The sequence below is a fragment of the Kitasatospora sp. NPDC059160 genome (assembly GCF_042755465.1).
GTDB lineage: Bacteria > Actinomycetota > Actinomycetes > Streptomycetales > Streptomycetaceae > Kitasatospora.
Window position 1 is genome coordinate 51,735 of sequence record NZ_JBHZCN010000048.1, and the last position, 17,920, is coordinate 69,654.

Consider the following 17,920-nt stretch of genomic DNA (forward strand, 5'->3'; position numbering starts at 1 on the left):
GTTCGTGATGTCCGAGCTCTCCCGCCGCACCTTCGTCGGCGCCTCCGCGGCCGTCGGCGCCACCGCCCTGACCGGCCTGGCCGCCACCCGGGCCGACGCCGCTCCGGCGGCCCCCGCCCCGGCCGCCGCGCCTGCCACCGCCCTGACCGGCACCGTGAAGGACGTCAAGCACGTCGTCGTCCTGATGCAGGAGAACCGCAGCTTCGACCACTACTTCGGCACCCTGAGCGGTGTCCGCGGCTTCGGCGACAAGCAGGCGCTCCAGTTCCCGGACGGCACCGACGTGTTCCGCCAGCCCGATGCCCGCCGCAGCGACGGCGGGGCGATGCTGCCGTACCGGATGGACACCTCGAAGTACAACGCGCAGAACGCCGGCGGCCTCGCCCACGACTGGGCGACCGGCCACCAGGCCATCAACAACGGCGCGATGAACAAGTGGATCGCCGCCAAGGGCGAGCGCACCATGGGCTACTTCACCCGGGGGGACATCCCCTTCCAGTACGCCCTGGCCGACGCTTTCACCCTCTGCGACGCCTACTTCACCTCGCTGGCCGGCCCCACCGACCCCAACCGGCTCTACCTGTGGACCGGCACCTCCGGCCCCGGCCGCGACGGCACCACCGGCCCCTGGATCGACAACACCCCGGTCACGGACAACCCCGTCGCCGACTGGACCACCTACGCGGAGCGCCTCCAGACGGCCGGCGTCAGCTGGCGGGTCTACCACAACCCCAGCAAGGACGACCGCACCGGCGACTACGACGACAACGCGCTCTCCTACTTCAAGCAGTTCCACAACTTCCCGCAGGACGACCCGCGTTACGTCAACGCGATGACCAAGTTCGACCCCACCGACTTCGACCGCCACTGCAAGGACGGCACCCTGCCGACCATCTCCTGGCTGGTCGCGCCGTACCTGTTCTCCGAGCACCCGGAGGCCGGCCCGGCCTACGGCGCGCACTGGGTCAACCAGGCGCTGCAGTCGCTGATGTCCAACCCCGAGGTCTGGCAGCACACCGTCTTCCTGGTCATGTACGACGAGAACGACGGCTACTTCGACCACGTCGTCCCACCCACCCCCGAGCCCGGCACCCCCGAGGAGTTCACCCAGGGCCGCGCCATCGGCCTCGGCAACCGCGTCCCGCTCTGGGTGGCGTCCCCCTGGTCGCGCGGCGGCTGGGTCAACTCCCAGGTGTTCGACCACACGTCGGTGCTGCGCTTCATGGAGGTGGTGACCGGCGTGGCCGAGCCCAACATCTCCGCCTGGCGCCGGGCCGTCTGCGGCGACCTCACCAGCTGCTTCGACTTCGCCGCCCCGGACACCTCGATCCCGAAGCTGCCGGACACCAACGCCCTGATGGCCAAGGCCGACGCGGGCACCAAGCTGCCCGGTGTCGCCCTCCCCGCCACCGGCGCCCAGGCGATGCCCGTCCAGGAGCGCGGCGAGCGCCCGCACCGCCCGCTGCCCTACCAGCCCTGGGCCGACGTCGCGGTGGACCGCAGGAGCGGCAAGGTCACCTGCACCATGAGCAACGACGGTTCGGTGGCCTTCCCGTACACCGTCTACCCGAACATCCTGCTCCCGTTCGCGGGCACCCCGTACACCGTCGCCCCCGGCGCCAACGCCACCTACGTCTGGGACGCGGCCGCCACCGACGGCCGTTACGACTTCACCGTGCACGGCCCGGACGGCTTCGTGCGCCGCTTCGCCGGGACGGTCGTCCGGGACGGGCAGGACGGCCAGAACGACATCGGCGTGCCGATCGTCACCGCCGACCTGCACGGCAGCCTCAAGCTCACCCTCCAGGTGGCCAACGACGGTCTGACGGACGTGGCGTTCACCGCCGCGCCCAACGACTTCGCGGGCAGCCCGCAGACCGTCTGGGTCAAGCCCGGCAGGCAGGTCGACCTGTCCTGGCCGCTGGACAAGCAGGGCCGTTACGACGTCGTGGTCACCGCCCACACCGGCCAGCGCTTCGTCCAGCGCTACGCGGGCTGGGTGCACTGACCCAGGGGCGTGCCGAGACCGGCCGGGGGCGCCGAACCGGTGACCCCCGGCCGTGGCTCGGCCGCGCTGTCGGAGCCCGCCGCTACCGTCGGGCCCATGCAGAAAATCACCACCTTCCTCTGGTTCGACGACCAGGCCGAAGCCGCCGCCGCCCTCTACACCTCGCTGTTCCCCGGCTCCGCGATCACCAAGGTCACCCGCTACGGCGAGGGCGCCCCCGTGCCGGCCGGCACGGTGATGACCGTCGAGTTCGAACTCGCCGGCCGGCCCTACACGGCGCTGAACGGCGGCCCGATGTTCCGTTTCACCGAGGCGATCTCGCTCCAGGTCGAGTGCGAGGACCAGCGGGAGGTCGACGACCTCTGGACCAAGCTCACCGCCGACGGTGGCGAGCCGGGCCCGTGCGGCTGGCTCAAGGACCGCTACGGCCTCTCCTGGCAGATCACCCCGCGCATCCTGCTCGACCTGGTCGGCGGCGAGGACCGGGCCAAAGCCGACCGGGTGACGGCGGCCATGATGCGGATGGGGAAGATCGAGATCCAGCAGCTGCTCGACGCGGCCGGGGGCTGAGGCCGTGACCGCCTTCCGCCACCGCAGCACCGTCTACCTGCGCGCCACCCCGGAACGGGTCTGGCACGCGCTCACCAACGCCGACGAGTCCGGCCTCTACTGGGGCCACCGCAACGTCTCCACCTGGCTGCCCGGCGAGCCCTGGGAGCACCGGCGCACCGACGACTCCGGGATCGCCGACGTGATCGGCACCGTCGAGGTGGCGGACCGCCCGCACCGGCTGGTCACCACCTGGGGCGGACCGGAGGGCGAACGCCCCGGCGGGCCCTCCCGGGTCACCTTCGAGCTGCGGCACTGGCAGGACCTCACCCGGCTCACCGTCACCCACGAGGACCTCGCCGACGAGCCCGAGCGCGCCGACGCCGAACGGGGCTGGTCGGCGGTGCTGTCCAACCTCAAGACCTACCTGGAGACCGGCCACCCGCTGCCGCAGCAGCCCTGGCTGATGCCTTGACCGCAGCCGCCTCCCCGTCGCTCCCTTGCTCCCTCGCCGCCCCCCTCACCCCCCCATCAGCGCCCGGCCCCCGCCGCCGGGCGCTCCCGTTCCTCCCGCCGCCGGCCGCGGCGCAGCCCGGTGAGGCGGGAGAACCGCTCCCGGCCGGCCAGCGACGCCCGGTCCAGCTCCTCCATCAGCCGCCGACTGCGGTGCTCCAGGTCCAGTTCGTCCAGGATCCGGTCGACCTCGGCCAGCATCGCGCCGTGCAACTGCCAGGCCTCCGGGTGCTGCTGGACCTTGCGCAGCAGGACCTGGGCGACGTTCTCCCGGCACGTCCAGGCCGCCGCCAGCTCGGCGGTCAGCCGTTCCTCCGCCTCCTCGGCGTTGCGGCTCACCTGGGTGGTGACCAGCACCGCGAAGCTGACCATCGCCCCGCCGACGTGCGCCAGCAGTTCCTCCAGCCCGACCGCGACCTCCGGCGGGAACAGCCGCTCCGACGGTCCGCGCCGCTTGGCCAGGTCGGTGACCGAGCGGGCCAGCACCCGGATCACCACCACGCAGATCTCCAGGGTGTCCAGCCCGGTGCGCAGCACCAGCCGGGAGAGCAGGCCCTCGCTGATCCGGGGGTTGAGGCGCAGGCTGTCCTCGGCCTGGCGCAGCGCCGCGTCCACGTCCGCGATCGCCTGGTCGAGCCGCCGGGCCTCGTGCAGCCGCTCGGCGGCCCGGGCCACCGGGGTGGGGCGGCCCAGCTGCTCGGAGATGTCGACCAGCAGCTGACGGGCCCGCCGGGCCAGGTCCTCGATCGACTCGCCGGCGGTGTCCACCCAGACCGGCGGGGCGAACAGCAGGTTGAACAGCAGGCCGACGGCCGCGCCGATCAGCGTCTCCAGCACCCGGTCCCAGGCCTGGGAGGTCAGTTTGGTGACGCCGAGGATCAGCATCGCGCTGATCGCGACCTCCTGGACGAACTCCTCGACCCGGACGTAGCGCCCGATCACCAGGGAGGCCAGGATGATCAGCCCGAGGCTCCACCAGGAGAGCCCGACCACGGCACTGAACCCGATCGCGATCAGCACCCCGACCACCACCGAGACCACCCGGCGGACGCTGGTCTTGAGCGTCGAGTAGACGGTGACCTGGACCACCAGCAGCGCGGTGAGCGGTGCCGTCAGCGGCGCGGGCTCGCTGCTGAGCCGGGTGGCCACCGCGTACGACAGGGTGGCGGCCACGGTGGCCCGCAGCGTCTGGACGGCGAACGGGTCCCGGGCGGCGCGGCGGACCAGGGTCGTCAGGGACTCCGGGAGAAGGGCCATGACGGCCTTGTTCCCCGCACCAGCCGCCCGCACCGCCCGCCGCGGCCGGGACTACTCGTTCAGGCCCCCTGGCCCTCGCGGTTGAAGCGCAGCTTCCAGGGCGCGAGCGCGGACTCCACCTGCACCCCGATGCTCATCTTGGAGGCGCCCTCGATCCGCTCCTCGAAGCGGATCGGCACCTCGCGGATGGCCAGTCCGTGCTGGACCGCCCGGTAGTTCATCTCGACCTGGAACGAGTACCCGTTGCTCTGCACGGTCGGCAGGTCGATGGCCCGCAGGGCGCTGGCCCGCCAGGCCTTGAAGCCCGCGGTGGCGTCCCGGACGCCCAGGCCGAGGATCGCGTTGACGTAGAAGTTGGCCCAGGCGGAGAGCGCCTTGCGGTGCCAGGGCCACTCCGCGGCGGTCGAGCCGCCGGGCACGTAGCGGGAGCCGAGCACCACGGCGGTGCCCTGGTCGGCGAGCAGGGTGCCCACCATCGCGGGTATCGCGGACGCCGGGTGCGAGAGGTCGGCGTCCATCTGGACCACGACGTCGGCGCCCTCGTCCAGCGCCCGGGCCATCCCGGCCAGGTAGGCGCGGCCGAGGCCGTCCTTCTCGGTGCGGTGCAGCACGCCGACGGTGCCCGCGGAGTCGGCGGCGAGCTTGTCGGCGATCTCGCCGGTGCCGTCGGGGGAGTTGTCGTCGACCACCAGCAGGTGCAGGTTCGGCACCGCGAGGTCCGTGAGGAGCCCGGCGAGGACCGGAAGGTTCTCCCGCTCGTTGTACGTGGGGACGACGACAACGACCTTCGGGGAGGCCTCGACCATGTTCTGTTTCCCTCGTGCCCTCGCCGGCCGGCACCCCGTGCCGCACCGGTCGGTTGTCCTGGACGACCTTCGCTGCTGTCAGATCGTGCGAGTGTAGCCGGGGCGACGGCCCATTCCCGCCCGGGGGCGGCGGGGCGGAGTCCCGGGCCCGGGGCCGTGGGCCGGTTCGATCACGATGGACCGCGGGGCAGGTCCTACGCCGTGCCGTAGACGGTGGCGAGGTTGTCGCGGGCGGGGTGGGTGCGGCCGGCCGGACCGGCGGCGAAGAGGCGCAGGACGTTCTCGGTGACCTTGCGGACCACGTCCCCGGCGTGGGCGTCGATGCCGTGCACGCCGCTGCCGTGGGCGTCCAGGGCCTCCACCCAGCGCATCGTGCCGGTGGCGAAGACGCCCGCGCCGCTGGGCACGGTGTAGTAGGCGGTGTCGGAGTGGGAGCGCCGGCCCTCGCAGACCACGGGGGAGTGGGCGATCACCTCGATCGGGCGCGGGGTGGGGAAGGCGGTGTCGACCCGGTCGTACTCGACGCCGACCAGGTGCGGGAAGGACACCCCGGCCGTCACGCCCGTCCCCTCGAAGGCCCAGTGCTCCGGCGAGGTGACCACGTACGGGGCGTCCACCGGGTAGCCGTCGTAGATCACGCCGAGCAGCGAGCTCTCCGGGTCGGCGCCCGGGCCGGTGCGGAAGTCGGTGGTCGCCGGGGCGCCCGCCTGGTGGCCCGGGTCCTGCGCCCAGGCGTCCTTGTAGCAGACCACGGTGCGGTCCGGCCCGAGCTCGCCGGGCTCGAAGCGGACCCGGCGGAAGCAGCAGTTGGCGCCCAGGATCACCAGGTTCGTCCCGGCGTCGCGGGCCGCCGTCACGTGGGCGCGCTGCTCGGGGGACCAGTACTCGTCGTGGCCCAGCGAGAGCAGGGCGCTGGCACCGTGCAGCAGGCCCGGCTCGCGGGCCACGTCGATCCCGGTGGTGTACGCCAGCGGCAGCCCGAGCTGCTCGGCCAGGGCGATCAGCGGCGCCTCGTAGACCAGGAAGCGCCCGGCGCCGTGGTCGTAGTCGTGCGGCCGGTCGAGGACGACCCGCAGCGAGCGGGTGGCCAGGGTGCCGGTCGGGCCGTTGTAGAGGCTGTAGCCGCCCCACTCGTTGTAGGCCTGCCAGGTCGCCGGGGCGCCCATCACCACGGTTCTTCCGGCGGTGGTCGCGGAGCGGACGGTGAGCGGGACGTAGCTGCGGCCGGAGCCGTCCTCGGCGTCCAGCCGCAGCAGGTAGGCGCCCTCGGGCCAGCCGGCGGTGTCCACGGCGAGGGTGCGCTGCCAACCGGTCAGCACGGTGCGGGTGGCCGGGTCGACGTGCGGGGCGGCCTGCTTGGCGCCGGGGACGTGCGCCCGGCGCCAGACCAGCCGGCCCCGGGCACCGCCGTACCAGCCCATCCGGTACGCGGAGACGGTGAAGGCGGCGGCCGCGGTGGAGACGTGCAGGCCGAAGCTCTCGCCGGGCAGCACGCTGACCCGGTCGGCGAAGCCCTCGACGGCGCCGGGCGCGCCGGGGTCGGTGATCTGCCAGTCGGCGTTGCCGGGCAGCGACTGCTCGTCCGGGGCGGCGTCCTCGGGCCCGGGGTGCCGGGCGCCGGAGGGGTCCGCCGGGCCGGGGGTGCCCGGGGCGTCGGGCGTGGGGTGCGCGGCGGCGTCGGAGCGCTGGGTGCCGCAGGAGGTGACGGCGGCCGCCATCAGGCCCAGGCCGAGGATCCTCCGCCGAGTCGGTTCCGTCACCGCTGTCTCCCTGCCGTCCGTCGCCGTACCCCTGGGCGCGCGGGCTCCGTGGGTCAACCGGATGGGTCAATCCATTGAGTCAACGCGCGCGGACATGTCTACCCCGTTCGAGGAGGCACCGGACACCGCCGCGCCGCTGGCGCCGGGCACGGCCGGGGGTCGGCCGTAGGCCGGCAGGGCCGTCCGGGCGCACCCCGGCGTGTTGGGCCGCGCGGCTGCCCGGCCGCTCCGCCCCGGTCCCCTAGCCTGGCCCGGGCCCGCCGTCCGGCGGCCTTGGGGGTCCGGAACCGTGCGGCGGCCGGCCGAAGTCGTGGACAGGGGTGTACGTGGTCTCCTCGGGTTCGGTCGAACCGGGAACGGCGCCTTCGACGCGGGGCACGAGGTTCCGGGCGTGGATGCTCGAAGGCCTCTCGGACATGGCCAAGCAGCACCCCGGCCCGCACGTGGAGGCGCCCGCCGAGAAGGGCACGCGCTGGTGGCGGGTGATGTGTCTGACCGGCCTGGACTACTTCTCCACCCTCGGCTACCAACCCGGCATCGCCGCCCTCGCGGCCGGCCTGCTGTCACCGATCGCCACCGTCGTCCTGGTGCTGGTCACCCTGTTCGGCGCCCTGCCGGTCTACCGGAGGGTCGCCGCCGAGAGCCCGCACGGCCAGGGCTCGATCGCGATGCTGGAACGGCTGCTGTCGTTCTGGCAGGGCAAGCTCTTCGTGCTCACCCTGCTCGGCTTCGCCGCCACCGACTTCATGATCACCATCACCCTGTCGGCCGCCGACGCGACTGCCCACCTGATCGAGAACCCGCACCTGCACAGCGCCCTGTCCGGCAAGCAGGTGATGCTCACCCTGATCCTGGTGGCCCTGCTCGGCGCGGTCTTCCTCAAGGGGTTCAGCGAGGCCATCGGCCTGGCCGTCGTCCTGGTCGTCGTCTACCTCGCGCTCAACGTCGTGGTGGTGGCCAACGGCCTCTGGCACGTGTTCAAGGAACCGCACCTGTTCGGCGACTGGACCGACGCCCTCACCGCCGAGCACGGCAACGCCTTCGCGATGATCGGCGTCGCCCTCATCGTCTTCCCCAAGCTCGCCCTCGGCCTGTCCGGCTTCGAGACCGGCGTCGCCGTGATGCCGCTCATCGAGGGTGACCCGGACGACACCGAGGAGAAGCCCACCGGCCGCATCCGCGGCGCCCGGCACCTGCTCACCACCGCCGCCGTGATCATGAGCGCCTTCCTGATCTCCACCAGCATCATCACCACGCTGCTCATCCCCAAGGACGCCTTCAAGACCGGCGGCCCGGCCAACGGGCGGGCCCTCGCCTACCTCGCCCACGAGAACCTGGGCAGCACCTTCGGCAGCGTCTACGACCTGTCCACCATCGCCATCCTCTGGTTCGCCGGGGCCTCCGCCATGGCCGGACTGCTCAACCTGATGCCCCGCTACCTGCCCCGCTACGGCATGGCCCCGCACTGGGCCCGGGCGGTGCGGCCGACCGTCATCGTGCTGACCCTGATCGCCTTCCTGGTCACCTGGATCTTCGACGCCAACGTCGACTCCCAGGGTGGCGCCTACGCGACCGGCGTCCTGGTGCTGATCAGCTCCGCCGCGGTCGCCGTCACCATCGCCGCCCGCAAGGCCGGGGAGCGGCACTGGACCGTCACCTTCGCGGTGATCGCCGCCGTGTTCCTCTACACCACGGCCGTGAACATCGCCGAGCGCCCGGACGGCGTCAAGATCGGCGCCTGCTTCATCGCCGGCATCATGCTGGTGTCCTTCCTCTCCCGGCTCAAGCGCGCCTTCGAACTGCGCGTCACCGACGTGGTCCTGGACGACGTCGCCGAGCGGTTCGTCCGGGACTACACGTACCGCCCGCTGCGCCTGATCGCCAACGAGCCGAACAGCCGGGACCTCGCCGAGTACCGCGACAAGGTCCACCAGATCCGCCGGGACAACGACATCCCGCCGGAGGACGACCTGGTCTTCGTCGAGGTCACCGTGCTCGACCCGTCCGACTTCGAGGCCGAACTGACCGTCCGCGGCGAAGTGCTGCACGACCGCTACCGGGTGCTCTCGCTGCAGAGCTCCAGCGTCCCCAACGCGCTGGCCGCCCTGCTGCTCCAGGTGCGCGACCTGACCGGGCAGCAGCCGCACATCTACTTCGAGTGGACCGAGGGCAACCCCTTCGCCCAGTTCCTGCGGTTCTTCCTGTTCGGCCAGGGCGAGATCGCCCCGGTCACCCGCGAAGTCCTCCGCGAGGCCGAACCCGACCGCACCCGCCGCCCCGCCGTGCACGTGGGCTGAGCGGGGTTCAGACCTCGTCGAACGGTTCGTCCGACCACCGCCACGACGCCCGGTCGCCACGTATGTGCAGCAGGAACTCGGCGACCGGGCCGCTCGGGGACGCCAGGGTGAGCGCACCGTCGATCCGGTCGTACGCCCGCTCGAAGGCCTCGTGGTCCTCGGCGTCGACGAAGGCGGCGGACTCGTCGAACCACGGCTTCACCTCGGCGAAGCCGGCCCGGGGGACGAATCGCCCGTCCAGCCAGGGGAAGTCGGCGCCGTCCACGACGATGTCGCCGAGCGGCGCTCCCTCGCGCAGCAGTTGCCAGCGGTCTCCGATGGGCATCGCGCGCCCCTCCCGTCCGGGCCCGTTCGGTGGGCCCGGACAGGAGTCTTGCAGCTGCCACTGACAGTCCCGGCGCGGTGCCCGGTCAGCGGGAGGTGCGGTTCTTGGACCAGGCCGGGGCGACGAGGGCCACCAGGGCCACGGCGAAGCCGAGTTGGAGGATGTGACGGATCCAGTCGATGCCGGAGGTGTGGCGCACGCCGATCCAGCCGGAGACGGCGTTGCCGAGCCAGGCCCCGGCGGCGCCGAGGAGCATGGTCAGCCACCAGGGGATCGACTGCGGCCCGCGCAGGATCAGCTTGGCGAGTACGCCGAGCACGAAGCCGATGAGCAGAATCCACAGGAGCTGGAACATCGCGGTCCACCTTCCGGGCGCCGCCGGAATGGACCGGCGCGCCGTGTCGTCGAAGACGCGGTTCGTCCCATGATCACCCGGTTCCGCCGAACGGGCACGTCGGAGGGGAACCTCGCAGGTCCTGGCGCGGACCGGCCCGGACCCACGGGCGGGTGCCCCGGGCCGACAGGTGGGCGGCCGGAGGCCTCAGAGCGTCCGGACGTCCGCGACGGCCTCGCGGACGTCCGGGTGCGGGTCCTCGGCGAGGGGGTCCAGCAGTTCGGCGACGCCGGGTGTCGACCAGCCCTGGACCGCCCAGACCAGTTCGCGGCGGACGGTCGGGTCGGGGTGGGCGGCGAGTCGGGCGAGGCGGTCCACCGGGCCTCGGCGGCGCAGGCCGAACCAGTGCAGGGCGTCCCGCAGGGCGGCCGGATCGCCGGGGTCGCCCGCGGCCTCGATCCGGGCGAGCAGGACGGGGACGGGTGGTGGCGGCCCGTCCAGCGGGTGCGGGTGGCGTTCGCGCAGCCGTCGGCCGCCGTACTCGCCGCGGATCCGGCAGCCGAAGCAGGTGCAGGGGCGGGTGCCGTGGGCGCCGGGGAGGTAGCGCCAGCCGGCCACCTGCGGCACGGCGCGGATCCGGTGCACCTCGCGCGTGCCGATCGCCCTCGGTACGACCACCTCCCAGCCGCGCGGGTCGGGCTGGGCGGCGACCCGGGCGACCGCCTCGGCGGCGGTCAGCCACTGCTGGGCGTCCTTGGCGCGGTCGCGGTAGTGCCCGACCAGCACCTCCTGCGCGTCGTCCAGCCGGACGTGCACCGCGGACAGCGCGCCCTTCGGCCCGAACCGGGCGAGTTCGCGCAGCCACTGGTGGGTCAGGGTGTAGGAGGGCAGCACGGGGAAGCAGTACACCCCGCGCACCCCGCCCTGGCCCCGGCTGTCGGCCCGGATCCCGGCGCGGCGGATGCGCGGCGTGTTCGCCGCGGCCGTCAGGTGCACGAACATCGCCATGAGAGCGGATGCTAGCCGCCTGCGCGGCCCGGGCTCGACGGGTTTTCGGCCGACGGCGCGGTTCGTCGGGGGCCGGCGGGTTACGGGCGGGTGCGCCGGTCGATCAGGGCGGCCAGGCCGTCCAGGATGCGGGCCAGGCCGAAGTCCAGGGCCTGGTCGCGGCCGTCCGGGTCGGCCATCGCGGCGGCCACGGCGGGGTAGCGGTCGGCGTGCCGGTGGACCACCGTACCGAGGGCGGCGAGGAGTTCGGCCTCGGGGGAGCCGTCCGGTCCCACCGCGCGGGCCTGTTCGGCGATGGTGCGCACGTGTCCGGCGAGCAGGACGGCGGCGTCCATCCGCTCGGCGCCGGTCAGCCCGTGGCCGTCGAGGGCGGCCACCACCCCTTCCAGCCAGGCGAGTTCCCGCGGGCCGGGGACGCGGGGGCCGAGGGTGGCGTCCAACAGCCACGGGTGCCGGGCGATGGCCTCGGACAAGTGGCGCGCCCAGGCGGTGAGTTGCTCCCGCCAGTCCGGTGCGCCGACGACCCCGGGCGGCTCGCCGAAGGCCGACTCGACCATCAGCGCGACGAGTTCGGCCTTGCCGGGGACGTACCGGTAGAGCGACATCTTGGTGAAGTCCAGCAGCCCGGCCACCTTCTGCATGGAGACGGCGCCCAGTCCTTCGGCGTCCGCGACCTCGACGCCCGCGGTGGCGATCCGCTCCAGGCTGAGGGCCGGCTTCGGCCCGCGGGTCGGCCGTGCGGGCTGTTCCCAGAGCAGCCGGACCGTGTCGTTCGCCGCCTCGCCCATCGCCTGCTCCCGTCCCGGGGGTTGCCCGTCCGCGCCAACTGTGTCTACCGTACACAGCAATGAACTGTGTCTCATGGACACAGTTGTCGGATCCTCGAACGGAGTGGTTCCCGTGAGTGCTTCCGCGCGCACCAGCGTGCTGATCTCGGGCGCGAGCATCGCCGGCCCCGCCCTGGCCCACTGGCTGGGCCGGTACGGCTTCGACGTCACCGTGGTCGAACTCGCCCCGGCGCTGCGCGGCGGCGGGCAGAACGTCGACTTCCGCGGGCACACCCACCTCGGCGTGCTGGAGCGCATGGGCGTGCTGGAGGAACTGCGCGCCCTGGACACCGGCGGCAGCCCGATCACCTTCGTCGACCAGGACGGGCGCCGACTCCTGCACCTGCCCGCCGAGTTCGCGGGCGGCGAGCTGGAGATCCCGCGCGGAGAACTGGCCCAGGTGCTGCACCGGCACAGCGGATCCCGCGCCGAGTACGTCTTCGGTGACTCCGTCGAGGCCCTGGAGCAGACGGCGGCCGGGGTGCGGGTCGCCTTCCGGCGGGCCGCGCCGCGCGAGTTCGACCTGGTGATCGGTGCCGACGGGCTGCACTCCACCGTCCGGCGGCTCGCCTTCGGGCCCGAGCAGCGGTTCGTCCGTCACCTCGGCTACTACGCGGCGACCTGGCAGCTGCCCGCCGGTGGCGCGCTGCCGGCCGGTGGGACGGCCCTGAACGTCCCCGGCCGGCTGATGTCCGTCGGGGCCGACCCGCGCGACCCTGACCGGGCGGGCGCCTTCTGCCTGTTCGCCTCGCCCGAACTGCGCTACGACCGCCACGACACCCGACAGCAGAAGGACCTGGTCCGCACCGCCTTCGCCGGCCTCGGCTGGAAGGTCCCGGAACTGCTGCGGAGCCTGGACGAGGCGCCCGAGCCGTACTTCGACTCGATCAGCCGCGCCGACGTCCCCGCCTGGTCCACCGGCCGGATCGCCCTGCTCGGCGACGCCGCCTGCGGGGCCACCATCGGCGGGATGGGCACCGGCACGGCGGTGGTGGCCGCGTACGTCCTGGCGGGCGAGCTGGCGCTGGCCCGCGGCGACCACCGGGCCGCCTTCGCCCGGTACGAGGGGCTGCTGCGCGACTACGCCCGGGGCTGCCAGAAGGGTGGGGACCGGACCGGCCCGTTCCTGGCGCCGCGCACCGCGGCCGGACTGCGGCTGCGCAACGGGCTGCTCAACCGGCGGTGGGTGCTGAACCGGATGCTGGAGCTGGGCAAGCAGGTGTCGAGCGTCGAACTGCCTGACTACGGGGCGCTGTTGGCGGGGCGGTTCAGTGCGGCGGGGTGATCCGGTTGCCGTTGTCGAGCAGTGCCTCGACCTGGACGGTGCCGCGGGCGGGCCGTTCGACCGCGAGGGTGTGGTCCGGGGCCGGCCGGTCGGCCGACCAGTCCGGGCCCTTGACGGTCAGCCGGGTAACCCGCCGGCTGCCCGCCGCGAGCAGGTAGTCCGCGCCCTGCGGGGAATGCCACCACGCCCAGGCGACGGTGTCCTGCTCGAACCGGCTGCACCCGCGGCCCGGCCCGCCGCCGGTGCGCTGCGGGCCCCGGGCGGTCGGCAGCAGCACGGCGGTGGCGGCGCTGCCCTCGCCCGTCCAGCGGTCGGCGCGCAGGCAGTACCAGGCGGCCGCGCCGGCGTTCTGCGGCAGCGGCTGCACCGCGAAGGCCCACAGGTTGAGCTGCTTGACGCCCGGGGTGCCGTCCGGCACGGCGCAGCCGGCCCGTGCCCAGGCCACCAGGGCGTCCTGGCCGGTGGACTCGCGCGGCGAGCGGGCGGGCTGGGTGCGGTCCGGCGGCGGGGTGTAGGTGAGGTGGGCCGGGACGAGGCCGCCGAGGTCGGCCAGCAGGAAGGCGTGCTTCTCGGCGATCACCGAGGAGGAGCGCAGCTGGAGCACGGTGGCACCCCGGCAGTCCGCGAGCCCGCCGCCCGGTGCGGCCGGGGTGACCCCGTCGGGGTGGTCCAGCGGGCGGGCGGCGGTGTCGGGCTGGTCGATCCGGCGGGTCTCGGCGGTGTCCACCCAGGGCGCCAGCAGGTAGCGCAGGGCGGTGCCCCGGCGGCTCAGCACCACCGCGCCCGCCGTGGTCACGTCGGAGTCGTCGGCCCGTGCCAGGTCGAGCCCGCCGTCGTGCCCGTCGGTCCAGCGGGCGATCCGGCGGCCGTCGTACAGCACGGCCACGCCGGTGCCGTCGACCGTCCCGGCGTACAGCAGCTGCGGCGGGGTGTCGGGCGGTGCGGTGTCCGTACCCGGCTCGGCCCGGGTCTGCGGGCCCGGCTGGGCCCAGGCGGCCAGGGCCCGGCCGAGCAGGGCCGCGTCCGCGCGCCGGTCGCCGCGGGCGGGCCAGGCGGTGAAGTCGATCCGCGCGGTGTGCTGCCAGGCGTCCGGGCCGACCCGGACCAGCCGGGCCGGGTCGGTGACGGCGCCCGGGGGCCGCAGGGCCGATTGCGGGGCGCTGCTCGCCGGGGCGGAGCCGCCGCCCAGCACCGCGGCCGTCGTGGTCAGCCCGAGCACCCCGACCGCCAGCGCGGCGGTCAGCGTACGGCGGCGGCGCAGCAGGTCGGTGGGCTGGACCCGGACGGCGCACGGGTCGAAGGCGAGCGGCTCGTCCTCGGGCCCGGCCGGGACCTCGGCGGCCGCCGCGAGCGCCTCGGTGGGCCGCTCCACTCCGGCGGCGCGCAGCACCTCCAGCGCCTCCGGGCCGTCCAGCCCCTCGACCACGTGCAGGGCGAAGGCGGCCCGGGCCGGGGCGTCCAGGGCGGCGAGCGCGTGGTCCAGTGCCGCGTCCTGCTCGCCGCCGTGCGGGGTGAACAGCCGCAGGCCCCAGACCCGGGGTGCCAGCAGCCGCGCGGCCGGGCGCGGGCGCAGGGCGGTGCGCAGCACCCGTAGGCGCAGCGCTGCGTAGACCGGGTCGGGGTCGGTGCCGGGGTCGGTGCCGGTGGTCGTCGGCGCGCTGCCGGCCGGATCGGCGGCGGCGGGAGTCGGGGGAGGGGCGGAGGCAGGGGCAGGGGCGGTGCGGCGGGTCCAGCGGAACGGCAGGGCGCGCTGGACGGCCGCGTGCGCGGCGAGCACCCGGCTGTGCCGGTCCCGGTCGGCGGGCAGGGCCAGGTAGGCGAGCCGGACCAGCCTGCGGTAGTGGTGCACCAGCGCGGCCTCGGCCTCCGCCACCGGTCGCGCCGGGACGCCCCGGGGCGCCGGTTCCGCGCCCACCGTCCGTGCTGCCAACGGGCCCTCCCGGTGCCGATCGCTGTCGTGGTGGACGGTCCAACGAGTCGATCATGTGATGGTTGCGCCGTTCGGGGTGTGCGGCGGGCTGCCGCGCGCCGTCGGACGCGTCGGGTCGTCGGCCCGGGCGGGCGCGGCGGCCCCCGGCGGCACAGAGGCTCCGGGCGGGGAGCCCCGGGTGCGGTGGCCGGGCAGTCTCCCGTGTCGGAGGTGTGTTCGCAGGTCAGGGCCCTTGGTCCCACCCGTTCGGCCCCTTGGCCCCTGGCGCTCCGCCCGGCCGGGGGCCATGCTGCCGGTACCGGCCGGGACGATCCGCGCCCGATCGGACCAGCATCGTTGGACGAGGTGAACCGGCGTGCGGCATGCCACCGTCGAATCTGTGATGACCAGCCCCGTGGTCCGGATCGCGCCCGAGACCGGCTTCCGGGAGATCGTCGCGCTGCTGACCGAGTACGACATCACCGGGGTGCCGGTGGTGGACCCGGACGGTCGGCCGCTGGGTGTGGTGTCGGAGGCGGATCTGCTGCGCACGCTGGCGGCGCAGGAGGACCCGGGCAGCCTGCTGCCCGCGCCCGAGTGGGCGAAGGCCGGGCCGGGCGGCGAGGTCACGGCGGCGGAGCTGATGACGGCGCAGCCCGTCTGCACCACGCCCGGCACCAGCGTGGTCGCGGCGGCCCGGCAGATGAGCCGGCACGGGCTCAAGCGGCTGCCGGTGCTGGACGAGGAGGGGCGGGTCGTCGGCATGGTGAGCCGCGGCGACCTGCTGCGGGTGTTCCTGCGCGAGGACCGGGTGATCCGGCGGGAGATCGTCGAGGAGGTGCTCGGGCGGATCGACGGGGTGAGCCCGGCGGAGATCGGGGTGGAGGTCGACCAGGGGCGGGTGGTGCTCAGCGGCAGCGTGCCCGAGGCGCACCTGGTGCCGATCGTGCTGAACCTCTGCCGCTCGGTGGACGGGGTGGTCTCGGTGACCGACCGGCTCCGGGCCGGGGGCGCCACTGCGTCGGTCGGCTGATCGGCGGGGCCCGCTCGGCCGCGGCGGCCCGGTCAGGAGCCGGACGATTTGCTTCGCATACTGCGGAGGGTATCGGGTAACTCACTCTGTGTGCCCGGCGGTTCGGACTGCCGGGGCGACGGAGCACTCGGGAGGCGGCCGTGGCGGTCGTGTTCGACGCGGACTTCACTTCGACCGGGCAGTGGGTCGCCGGGCGCAGCAGCGCATACCCCCGGATGGGGCCGACCAACCGGAGCGACCACAAGCTCGACTACCTGAGTCACGACTACTGCCCGGGTGGGCAGTTCACCGCCGTGCGGCGGCGCACCGGCGGGCTGTGGACGTGCAACCTGCTGACCACCGAGGGCAGTCCGGAGGGCTTCCAGGTCCGCACCGGGGACGTCCTGTCGGCGCAGGTGACGCTGCCCGTCCAGTTGGGCGCCTGGCCGGCGATCTGGACCTGGCGGGACGGCGGCAACGAGGTCGACCTCTTCGAGTACCACCCGGACAACCCGGACCTGCTGGAGATCTCCAACCACGTGCGCGGCGGCTTCCGTTACTGGCACGGCGGCGGCGTCGGGGTCGGCCCGGGGGCGAGCATCGGCCTGCGGGTGGTGCTCGGCGCGAACTCGGTGGACTGGTACGTCGAGGAGGAGCTGGTCTACGCGGACCTGCACGGGGTCGGGGCCGGCTGGCACGCCTACCTGATCGTCAACATGTCGGTGTCGGACGGGACGTACCACGCCCGGCCGCCGTTCGACGGGCCGAACCGGCTGAGCTGGGTCTGCGAGAGCCTGACGGTGGAACGCTGAGCGGCCCGGCAGGCCCGGGCCGTCGGGAGTGCTCGCGCTGTCGGGGGCGCTCGCGCCGTCCCGTGCGCCTGGGGCGTCCGCCGCGCCGCCGTTACGGCGCGAAGGTGGCGGTGATCGGGCCGCCCGGTCCGAAGCGGTGGAACCAGACCGCCCGGCGGTGGGTGCCGATGTGTGCCGGGTCGGTGACGTAGAGGTCGTCACGCGGGGCGCGTTCGTTGCCGGGGGCCAGGGCGGCGTCCACGGCCCGGTCGGCGAGCGCGCGGAGCAGGGCGGCGGCGGTGGCCTCGGCCGCGGTGGGGGCGATCGCCAGGGCGGCGAGCTCGGTCCAGAGCGCGGTGGCGACGTAGGAGATCGGCGAGTGGTTGAGCGCCGGGTGGGGATGCCCGTCGGTGGTGCGGCGGAGCAGCCCGGCCGCGACCAGTTGCTCGGGGGAGCGGCGGTCGTCGGGCGGATGGTGGTTCATGGACGGAAACGCTACCCCGGTGCGCGGGGCCGGTTCCGCAGGAACGTTTTCTCAGGCTTTCTTCACGACGCTTTGACCCGTCGCGGGCGCACGATGGTGGTAAGGCGCTGGTCACCCCGGGCAGCGCGGCAGCTCAGGCCGTACGACGCCCCGGTGGTCACGGCGTCGATCACCTCGGCGGGCCCGCAGGGTCGGAGGAGGAGGAGGACCTGATGAGGCACTGGCATTGGCACGGCTACGGGCCCGGCCACGGTCCGGGCGGCTGGGGCATCGCCCTGATGGCGATCGTCTCGCTGCTCGTCCTGGCGGTGCTGGTGCTCCTGGCCGTCGCCCTGTTCCGCTACGTCTCGCGCTCGCGGCAGCCCGTCCCGCACGGACCGGGCGGCGCGGGGGTCACGGGTGCCGGTCCCGGTGGACCGCACGGCTGGGGGCACGGCCCGACCCCGGAGCAGGTGCTCGCGGAGCGCTTCGCGCGGGGCGAGATCGACGCGGAGGAGTACCGGCACCGATGGGAGACGCTGCGTTCGCCGGGTGGCCCCGGTGGGCCGGGCGGCACGAACGGCCCGGTCGGGCCTCCCGGCAGCTGACCGGGTGCGAGGTCGGGGCACTGGACCGGGGGTTTCCGGGGGCAGGGGGCTGGGGGAGCGGTTGAGGCCCCCCCCCCCTGAGGTGCGGCGGGCCGCGTCGCCGCGCGGGGGTGGGGGGGGGGCCGGGGGCGGGTTTGGGGCCCCCCCCCCCCCGCCCCCGGGGAGACC

Annotated in this window: 17 protein-coding genes; 8 read left to right on the plus strand and 9 right to left on the minus strand. The window is 74.3% G+C overall.

Features of this window, described 5'->3' with window-relative positions:
• Positions 1–7 precede the first annotated feature (7 nt).
• The 3 genes from ACFXOZ_RS21510 to ACFXOZ_RS21520 all read left to right on the plus strand — a co-directional run bounded on the left by ACFXOZ_RS21510 (position 8) and on the right by ACFXOZ_RS21520 (position 3,032).
• Positions 8–2,008 (plus strand): phosphocholine-specific phospholipase C, encoded by a 2,001-nt coding sequence (locus ACFXOZ_RS21510; RefSeq protein WP_380592080.1) that lies wholly within the window; start codon positions 8–10, stop codon positions 2,006–2,008.
• A gap of 96 nt (positions 2,009–2,104) precedes the next feature.
• Positions 2,105–2,578, plus strand: a complete 474-nt coding sequence (locus ACFXOZ_RS21515) for a VOC family protein (protein WP_380528569.1) — start codon at positions 2,105–2,107, stop codon at positions 2,576–2,578.
• Between the two features lie 4 nt (positions 2,579–2,582).
• On the plus strand, positions 2,583–3,032 hold the full coding sequence (locus ACFXOZ_RS21520) for an SRPBCC domain-containing protein (protein WP_375887002.1): 450 nt from the start codon (positions 2,583–2,585) through the stop codon (positions 3,030–3,032).
• 56 nt (positions 3,033–3,088) lie between these two features.
• Here the strand turns inward: ACFXOZ_RS21520 and ACFXOZ_RS21525 are convergent, their stop codons facing one another.
• From ACFXOZ_RS21525 to ACFXOZ_RS21535, 3 genes are all read right to left on the minus strand, one after another.
• On the minus strand, positions 3,089–4,327 hold the full coding sequence (locus ACFXOZ_RS21525; protein WP_380592083.1) for an aromatic acid exporter family protein: 1,239 nt from the start codon (positions 4,325–4,327) through the stop codon (positions 3,089–3,091).
• A 59-nt stretch (positions 4,328–4,386) separates the two neighbouring features.
• Positions 4,387–5,133 (minus strand): polyprenol monophosphomannose synthase, encoded by a 747-nt coding sequence (locus tag ACFXOZ_RS21530; RefSeq protein ID WP_375887006.1) that lies wholly within the window; start codon positions 5,131–5,133, stop codon positions 4,387–4,389.
• Positions 5,134–5,327: 194 nt separating this feature from the next.
• A complete protein-coding gene (locus ACFXOZ_RS21535) occupies positions 5,328–6,893 on the minus strand; it encodes a N,N-dimethylformamidase beta subunit family domain-containing protein (protein WP_380592085.1) in 1,566 nt (521 codons plus the stop codon).
• A 395-nt stretch (positions 6,894–7,288) separates the two neighbouring features.
• Here ACFXOZ_RS21535 and ACFXOZ_RS21540 point away from each other — a divergent pair, with 395 nt between their 5' ends.
• Positions 7,289–9,190 carry an amino acid transporter gene (locus ACFXOZ_RS21540; protein ID WP_375887010.1) on the plus strand — a complete coding sequence of 634 codons (1,902 nt, stop codon included), beginning with the start codon at positions 7,289–7,291 and terminating at the stop codon, positions 9,188–9,190.
• Positions 9,191–9,197: 7 nt separating this feature from the next.
• Here ACFXOZ_RS21540 and ACFXOZ_RS21545 read toward each other — a convergent pair whose 3' ends face one another.
• The 4 genes from ACFXOZ_RS21545 to ACFXOZ_RS21560 all read right to left on the minus strand — a co-directional run bounded on the left by ACFXOZ_RS21545 (position 9,198) and on the right by ACFXOZ_RS21560 (position 11,645).
• The gene (locus tag ACFXOZ_RS21545) at positions 9,198–9,515 is read right to left on the minus strand and encodes a hypothetical protein (protein WP_380528562.1); all 318 of its coding nucleotides are present in this window, start codon (positions 9,513–9,515) and stop codon (positions 9,198–9,200) included.
• Positions 9,516–9,600: 85 nt separating this feature from the next.
• Positions 9,601–9,870, minus strand: coding sequence for a GlsB/YeaQ/YmgE family stress response membrane protein (locus ACFXOZ_RS21550; RefSeq protein WP_375887014.1), 270 nt, complete (start codon positions 9,868–9,870; stop codon positions 9,601–9,603).
• A 186-nt stretch (positions 9,871–10,056) separates the two neighbouring features.
• Positions 10,057–10,857, minus strand: a complete 801-nt coding sequence (locus ACFXOZ_RS21555; protein WP_380528560.1) for a HEAT repeat domain-containing protein — start codon at positions 10,855–10,857, stop codon at positions 10,057–10,059.
• Between the two features lie 80 nt (positions 10,858–10,937).
• The gene (locus ACFXOZ_RS21560) at positions 10,938–11,645 is read right to left on the minus strand and encodes a TetR/AcrR family transcriptional regulator (RefSeq protein ID WP_375887018.1); all 708 of its coding nucleotides are present in this window, start codon (positions 11,643–11,645) and stop codon (positions 10,938–10,940) included.
• 112 nt (positions 11,646–11,757) lie between these two features.
• Between ACFXOZ_RS21560 and ACFXOZ_RS21565 the strand changes: the two genes are divergently transcribed.
• Complete coding sequence (locus ACFXOZ_RS21565; protein WP_380592087.1) at positions 11,758–12,969, plus strand: FAD-dependent monooxygenase; 1,212 nt, start codon at positions 11,758–11,760, stop codon at positions 12,967–12,969.
• Here the strand turns inward: ACFXOZ_RS21565 and ACFXOZ_RS21570 are convergent.
• Positions 12,953–14,899, minus strand: coding sequence for a hypothetical protein (locus ACFXOZ_RS21570; protein WP_380592089.1), 1,947 nt, complete (start codon positions 14,897–14,899; stop codon positions 12,953–12,955). The genes ACFXOZ_RS21565 and ACFXOZ_RS21570 overlap by 17 nt on opposite strands.
• A 382-nt stretch (positions 14,900–15,281) precedes the next feature.
• On the opposite strand from ACFXOZ_RS21570, the gene ACFXOZ_RS21575 reads away from it, so the two are divergent.
• Positions 15,282–15,911 carry a CBS domain-containing protein gene (locus tag ACFXOZ_RS21575; protein WP_380592091.1) on the plus strand — a complete coding sequence of 210 codons (630 nt, stop codon included), beginning with the start codon at positions 15,282–15,284 and terminating at the stop codon, positions 15,909–15,911.
• Between the two features lie 140 nt (positions 15,912–16,051).
• On the plus strand, positions 16,052–16,702 hold the full coding sequence (locus ACFXOZ_RS21580) for a beta-glucanase (RefSeq protein WP_375887027.1): 651 nt from the start codon (positions 16,052–16,054) through the stop codon (positions 16,700–16,702).
• A gap of 91 nt (positions 16,703–16,793) precedes the next feature.
• Here ACFXOZ_RS21580 and ACFXOZ_RS21585 read toward each other — a convergent pair whose 3' ends face one another.
• Complete coding sequence (locus tag ACFXOZ_RS21585; RefSeq protein WP_380528552.1) at positions 16,794–17,165, minus strand: hypothetical protein; 372 nt, start codon at positions 17,163–17,165, stop codon at positions 16,794–16,796.
• A 212-nt stretch (positions 17,166–17,377) separates the two neighbouring features.
• Between ACFXOZ_RS21585 and ACFXOZ_RS21590 the strand changes: the two genes are divergently transcribed.
• Positions 17,378–17,752 (plus strand): hypothetical protein, encoded by a 375-nt coding sequence (locus tag ACFXOZ_RS21590; RefSeq protein WP_380528550.1) that lies wholly within the window; start codon positions 17,378–17,380, stop codon positions 17,750–17,752.
• Positions 17,753–17,920 lie beyond the last annotated feature (168 nt).